General features: G+C 65.3%; 6 protein-coding genes. 3 read left to right on the top strand and 3 right to left on the bottom strand.

Annotated elements, in window-relative coordinates:
• Positions 1-96: 96 nt before the first annotated feature.
• Positions 97-327: a hypothetical protein gene (locus AX737_RS13540; protein ID WP_066922122.1), complete on the bottom strand. Its 231-nt coding sequence runs from the start codon at positions 325-327 to the stop codon at positions 97-99.
• Positions 328-824: 497 nt separating this feature from the next.
• On the opposite strand from AX737_RS13540, the gene AX737_RS13545 reads away from it, so the two are divergent.
• Positions 825-1,718, top strand: a complete 894-nt coding sequence (locus AX737_RS13545; RefSeq protein WP_066922124.1) for a LysR family transcriptional regulator — start codon at positions 825-827, stop codon at positions 1,716-1,718.
• Between the two features lie 59 nt (positions 1,719-1,777).
• The gene (locus AX737_RS13550) at positions 1,778-2,488 is read left to right on the top strand and encodes an amino acid racemase (protein WP_066922126.1); all 711 of its coding nucleotides are present in this window, start codon (positions 1,778-1,780) and stop codon (positions 2,486-2,488) included.
• Between the two features lie 470 nt (positions 2,489-2,958).
• On the opposite strand, the gene AX737_RS13555 is transcribed toward AX737_RS13550, so the two are convergent.
• Both AX737_RS13555 and AX737_RS35825 read right to left on the bottom strand, forming a co-directional pair.
• Positions 2,959-3,213 (bottom strand): hypothetical protein, encoded by a 255-nt coding sequence (locus AX737_RS13555; protein ID WP_156453699.1) that lies wholly within the window; start codon positions 3,211-3,213, stop codon positions 2,959-2,961.
• Positions 3,214-3,467: 254 nt separating this feature from the next.
• Positions 3,468-3,701 carry a hypothetical protein gene (locus tag AX737_RS35825; protein WP_066922140.1) on the bottom strand — a complete coding sequence of 78 codons (234 nt, stop codon included), beginning with the start codon at positions 3,699-3,701 and terminating at the stop codon, positions 3,468-3,470.
• A 1,667-nt stretch (positions 3,702-5,368) separates the two neighbouring features.
• On the opposite strand from AX737_RS35825, the gene AX737_RS13565 reads away from it, so the two are divergent.
• Entirely contained in the window at positions 5,369-5,587 is a 219-nt protein-coding gene (locus tag AX737_RS13565; RefSeq protein WP_066922142.1) for a hypothetical protein, read from the top strand.
• Positions 5,588-5,644 lie beyond the last annotated feature (57 nt).

The raw sequence follows: 5,644 nt of genomic DNA on the forward strand, positions 1-5,644 counted from the left end.
CACCTAGCAAATACAGATACTTAGGCGCGGGCCCCGAAAAGGATTTCGGGGCTTTTGCTTTTCCGGGGCGGAACTGGGGCGGCGGGTGCCCTCCCGCTACGCCCAGCGGCCGCCCTGGGCGCCGCCCCAGGACGTGCCTGTGGACAACCTCGCCCGCCGGTCCCGCCCCAGCGCCCGCGCCAGATCCGCCGGCCGGTCGGCCTGCACGAATCCGCGCCCGCCGCGGCGGCGCCCGGCGGCCTCCTCCATATCCTCGGCCACGGACCGCCACAGGGCGTCCCGCTCCTCGCCGGCGGCCGCGGCCGCGATGTCGTCCAGGCTTAGCATTGACCGTCTCTCCATTGAGAACAGATAGGGAACATGCGGGGCGGGTCAACGGGCAAGGATGAGATGCACGAACCTCGGACGTTGGGCGAATTCCCCTACCGGCGGGTGCGGGTGAGCTGCGTGTGGTGCCCCCGGCGGCGCGGGGAGTACGACACGGAGCGCATGGTTGCGCGGCTCGGGGCCGGGGCCAGCCTGGAGGAGGTCCTGCTGTTGGTGACGCGGTCGGGCCCGAGGCCTAAGGGATGGCTTGTCAGGGGCCGTCGCAGTACGTGCCCTGGTGCCGGGCCGTCCTCGACGACCTCTGGCACGGGCGCCCGCCGGACCGTCGTAGGCTCAAATCTACCACTTGGTACTCATCCACGAGGTCCGTAGAGGGTGGGGAGCGGGCTTTGGCATCCGTCCCCGAAGCGGTCGTTCGTGCGATGGCGATCTTCATAAGCCTCTGGCAAGACAGGAGGTTGGTCACAGCCCCGCTACCGCGCTAGTCTCGACCCATCATGGAACTGAAATGGCTCGAGGACTTCGTCAGCCTCGCCCGCACCGGCAACTTCTCGCGTTCAGCCGAGGAGCGCCACGTCACCCAATCCGCCTTTAGCCGCCGGATCCAGGCTCTGGAGATCTGGCTCGGTGTGGCCCTCATCGACCGCAGCACCTATCCGACCTCGCTGACGCCGGCCGGCCGGGAGTTCCGCGAGACGGCCGAGGAAGCCGTGCGTATGCTCCACGGCAGCCGCGCCGCTTTGCAGGCCAGCGCCCAGCCGAACAAGCAGACCGTCGCGGTCGCGGCGCTTCACACCCTGGCTCTGAGCTTCTTCCCGGGCTGGTTCCGCCAGATCGAGGCCCGGACTGGTCCCCTGAGTAGCCGCCTGCTGCCCGACGACTTCCACACCTGCATCCAGGCCGTTGTAGAAGGCGGGTACGACTTCCTGTTGACCTTCAACCATCCGAGCGTGCCGATCTTGCTCGACCCGGTGCAGTTCCCACACTGGGTGGTGGGGGCCGACAGCCTTGTGGCCGTACGGAGCCCGACGCCGACGGACGCGCCATTGCCGCTCCTGAGCTACGCGCAGAACTCCTTCCTGGGCCGCGTGGCGACGTTCGCACAGGCGCAGGCCGGCGGGCCGCCCGCGGCGGTCGCCCACACGAACGAAAACGCGATGGCCGAGGCGCTGAAATTCATGGCCCTGGAGGGCCATGGGCTGGCATGGCTACCGCGCAGCCTCGTCGGGCACGAGCTGACCGAAGGCAGGCTGATCGCGTTGGGCGAGGCAATGCCTCTTGAGGTGCGCCTCTACAGGAATGCCGGTCATCGCCGCGCCGCTGTGTCAGCCGTCTGGGAGGCTGCAGAAGCCGTCGCCGCAATTATGCAAGATCGGAATAGGTCGGACTGAGACGGCATTGGACCCGCCGGTGCAGGCCACGCATCCTGCCCTCACAGCAGGAGGTCACGATGCTCGGTGTGCTAGGTGGGATGGGTCCGATGGCGACCGTCGATTTCATGGCGAAGGTCGTCCGCAACACCCCGGCTGCTTGCGACCAAGACCATATCCCAATGGTTGTGTGCTCCGCCTCGGACATCCCAGACCGCAACGCCGCACTCCGTGGGGAGGGAGCCGATCCGCTTCCTGCTATGCGTGACGCCCTGCGGCGGCTTGAGGCTGCAGGTGCGACCTGCATCGCCATACCCTGCAACACCGCCCACATGTGGCACTGCGCCCTCCAGTATGCGACGCCTGTCCTCATCCTGCACATCGTGGACGCCGTGACCTTCGAGCTGACCGCGCGGAAGGGTGATTGCATCGGCGTCCTGGGCACGACCAGCACCATCGAAGGCCGCCTCTACCAGGAGCGGCTTTCCTACAAGGGTCTGTCCTGCCGGGCTCCCGACGCGGCCGGACAGGAGGAGGTGATGCGGGCGATCCGGCTGGTGAAGGCCGGCCAGCTCGCCGAGGCGACGGAGATCCTGCAGGCGCAGGCCGAGGCGCTGGTCGCCGCAGGTTGTAGCCAGGTTGTAATGGCCTGTACCGAGATCCCAGTGGCACTCGCTTCGGTCGAAGGAACGTTGCGTACGAAGCTTGTGGACGCGACAGAGGCGCTCGCCCGTGCTTGCGTGCGCGCCTGCAAGACAGACGCAGCATCCGAGATTGCCTTCGCGGCCTGATATCAATCCGCCTCGTCGGCCGCGTTTTGACCCCGCTCCGCCGCTCGCTGCGGCACGCTTTCTATCCGTACTCGGAAGCAAGCCGACGAAAATTCACCCGAACTGATCGCAATCGCTGTCCAACTCGGCAGCCTCCAAGCGGACCTTCCCAGGGGCCGCTCAGGGTCGATTTTGCTGAAAAACTCGGGATCGGCCGAAGCAGCACTCCTAGCCGCGGTTTCTGGAGAAGATCCTACTTCCGGATAGCTCAGGATGCGCGGCCATCGTGGCATCTCATCGCGAACAAGAGGAAAACATACTCCGACGACTCGGACTGGGCGCCGCTTGGGGCGATAACCCGGAGTTTTTCAACAAAATCGGTCGGAAGCGGCCTTTCGTGACGGGTACCAAGCGTCAGATTTCGCCACTAGCCAAGACGGTAACTCGGTGCGCTAGCCCCTGGTAACAGGGCCATGACAGCAGCCTTGCCCTCATGCGCGGTCCTCAAAGCAGGGGAGCAGGGCGGCGCCGATCTGGTTCATGGCCTGCTGCGAGGCCTGAATGGCGGGCGGGATGTGCTGCTGAACGAAGGGCACCACGGCAGGGTGGTGCTGGATCAGGTAGCGCATCCGCTCGGCCTTCATGGGCGCTGGGCAGACAGTGCACTCGATGCTGTCGGCGTACCCCTGAGCGTACTGCTGGGGCAGGGCGAGGGCGTGCCGCTCGATGTAGGTGATGCCTAGCACGAGCGGCCAAGGCGTCCTACCGGTTCGCAGCTCGGTCCGGTCCCCGCGCCACGCCAGCGCGAACAAGAAGCAGTTGAGCACGGTCGCTGTGGCGACCGGCGGCAAGAGCGCGGCGAGGGTCATAGCGTGGCTGATGTGGTGAGACCGTTGCTTCTCAGCAATCAGCCCACCCAAAGAGGCACCCACAGGACCGACCTATTGGTCAGCCCATCCAGCCGACGACAGGCTCCGGCCGATAGTCGAGCCGCAATAACTTAGCGGGTCAGCGCACCCGCCTCAGCGACAACACGCCGAGCTGCCGGGGCGGCGGCAGTCGGGGTCGGGGTCGGGGTCGTGGTCAACTCGGACGCTGGCCGCACGGCCGCGGTGACGCGAGCCTGCTCACGGTAGAGCGGCGGCGTCAGGTTGATGCGGTCCTCAGCCATTGTGGTGCCAGCAGTGGCAGCAGAAGCGAGGGCAGCAAGGGCGAGAAGCTGAATGGTGCGCATGGTTTGTCTCCGGCGTGGTCGACCTTTGAAGCGACCGTTGAAGACATTGAACCACGGATTTGTGCGGCGCGGTCTGCGCATTATGCATCGCACCATAGTGCACAACCCATAAGTAGCGCGACGTATATTGCTATTCCCTGAGGGGGGCACACCCGGCCCCCAATAGAAGAGCCATGCACTCAGCGCCTGAATAGAAATTCTTGTGTTCGACTCAAATTTTCTTGCTGTGAGGAATAGTGCAGCGCCCTCCGAATTTTCCTGCCCGAACGGAGATTACGACCACCTCATGATCCCGCACGCCGCACAGGGCGAAGCGATCTAGACCGCTCAGGCCCCTAGCCAGGTCACGAAGAACAGCCCAGCAAAGAACATGGCCGATGTGGCTGCCACGGCAGCGACTTCACGGTGGTTGAGCAGCAGGTGGTTGGCGGCGTGCGACATGGCGCGGAACTTGGGAAGCGGATGCGAACTCCATAATCGGCTGTCCTGACCACGGGGTGAGGAAAGAGCCTCAACCGGAGATGAAGCCGGGCTGTGCCGCGCGCCTGCAACGCACAAGGAGACGGAAGCGAGAGGGGCGGCCATCAGTGCCCCTCAACCTGGCCCGTTCAACGGCACCCAATGCGAGCGTGCGTGCTCAGGGGGCGGCGTGACGAGGGTGCCACCTTCCGCGAGCGTCCCGATCATCCGCAGAAGCTCTTGGTGTTCGGGGGCGTCCCCACCTGTCACCAAGAAGGAGCCGATTTAGCTCTGGCGCGGCAGCCCGCCTGAGGCTGCGTTCGGCTCGTGCAGGATGTATGGGCGATCCGACCCCGTATCCCACGCGAGGAACCACCTGTCACCGCTTGAACTCGTGTAGAGCTCTCGCCGCCAGAGCATCGCTGGCCTCCTGGCCCAGCATTGCCCCTGAACCAACGCGAGCCCGAGGCTAGGCGCTCCACGGCCAGAGCCCGAATGTAAGGAGAGTTCACCGGATCGGTTAAGCCGCGGCCCGGAGGCCGAAGGCGACGAGCTGGGGCACGAGGCCGTCCAGCGTAGCGCGTAACCCAGCTTAGAACGGCAAAGCCCGCCGCGGAGAACCGGGCGGGCTGCATCACTTTGGCCGCGCGAGGCGGCTCTGCCGTGGATCAGGCGAGGGTCGGGACCGGGCCGGAGAAGCCGGCAGCAGTGCGGTCACCGTCCATGTAGTGGGCCAGTGCGATCACGAGCGAAACTTGGACACCAGCAGCGACAGGAAGGAGGGCGAGAGCGGCAAGTAAGGTCATCAGCGTGGTCCTGAGCGGGTGTCTTCGATGGCCGCTATATCGCGTCGCACCATCTGGCATGCCACATACGAAAACGTATGAGAGGCATGCGCTCATTGTATGCCAAGCCATCGCCAAAGGTTAAGGGCCGCTTCAGGCGAATGCCGGCTGTGCCGCTCAACTGGGCCCTAAGGGCCGAACAACGCCCGTGCGTACGTTGCACCCTGCGAGAAATCCTTAGAGCTTCGCGGGGCCAGATCGGCGCCGAAAAGGGACCCACCTACGACCCTCTGGCGCGCAGAAAGATCATTGATGGCATCGATACGACTTATCGATAGCATCTGTTGGAATGATGGGGCGGCGCAGCGCACATTCCCTCTCGAAACAGGGCATCAGCCCCGAAATCCCGGAGGGACCAAACCCATGACCGTTCGCACCTTCATCCTCGCCGCTCTCGCTTCCGCCACCGTGGCGGGTGCCGCGATTGCCGACGAGCGCACCAACATCACGCCTACGCTCTACCGCGATCAGGCTCGCGTTACGGCGGCTGTACGGCCGGCGTCTGAGCTGACCACTGCGCCCCGCCTGGTGCCCGTTGCTCCGGTCGCTCCACGGATCGTCGTTGAAGCGACCGCTCGCTAACGAGCTACGCATGAACGCAGAAGGCCCGCCACTGAGGGACAGCGGCGGGCCTGACAC

It is taken from the genome of Methylobacterium sp. CCH5-D2, assembly GCF_001556475.1.
GTDB lineage: Bacteria > Pseudomonadota > Alphaproteobacteria > Rhizobiales > Beijerinckiaceae > Methylobacterium > Methylobacterium hispanicum.

What these genes read in the sequence shown, in the direction of transcription:
- AX737_RS13540 (WP_066922122.1), bottom strand. Translation starts at nt 327, where the DNA reads ATGCTAAGCCTGGACGACATCGCGGCCGCGGCCGCCGGCGAGGAGCGG.
- AX737_RS13545 (WP_066922124.1), top strand. Translation starts at nt 825, where the DNA reads ATGGAACTGAAATGGCTCGAGGACTTCGTCAGCCTCGCCCGCACCGGC.
- AX737_RS13550 (WP_066922126.1), top strand. Translation starts at nt 1,778, where the DNA reads ATGCTCGGTGTGCTAGGTGGGATGGGTCCGATGGCGACCGTCGATTTC.
- AX737_RS35825 (WP_066922140.1), bottom strand. Translation starts at nt 3,701, where the DNA reads ATGCGCACCATTCAGCTTCTCGCCCTTGCTGCCCTCGCTTCTGCTGCC.
- AX737_RS13565 (WP_066922142.1), top strand. Translation starts at nt 5,369, where the DNA reads ATGACCGTTCGCACCTTCATCCTCGCCGCTCTCGCTTCCGCCACCGTG.